At 64.7% G+C, this 323-nt stretch carries 1 protein-coding gene; it reads left to right on the top strand.

Annotation, left to right across the window (positions count from 1 at the left end; all coding sequences use genetic code 11):
- The coding region (locus EN851_RS34985; RefSeq protein WP_135931095.1) for a hypothetical protein at positions 1-323 on the top strand (323 nt) is incomplete at both ends.

The raw sequence follows: 323 nt of genomic DNA, 5'->3' as shown, positions 1-323 counted from the left end.
CACGCCTACGCGGAACGGTTGCCGGCGGCGGCGCGGCACGAGTGGGACAAGGTCGCCGGTCGTTTCGAGGAAATCGTCTTCGACCAACCCTTGGCGCACACTGCCGCCCTGATTGCCGGAGCATTGGGTGTGGGGACGATCCCGGTCCGGATTGCGGAGGAGGCAAGGAAGGCCGCCCGTGCGACCGGCGCCATGGGATGGCTGGGTGGCGAAGATGCCGAGCAGGCCGATTGCAATTGCCGCAAGCAAGGGAAGGGTTTTCATCCAGGCGCTCCGATTCGCTTCGTGATCTCGGATCATCATCATAGCGGATTACGGCGGCC

The sequence above is a fragment of the Mesorhizobium sp. M8A.F.Ca.ET.208.01.1.1 genome, assembly GCF_004791315.1.
Classification (GTDB): Bacteria; Pseudomonadota; Alphaproteobacteria; order Rhizobiales; family Rhizobiaceae; genus Mesorhizobium.
The sequence above is the reverse complement of the archived record's forward strand: the minus strand, read 5'-3'. Positions and strand labels throughout refer to the sequence as shown.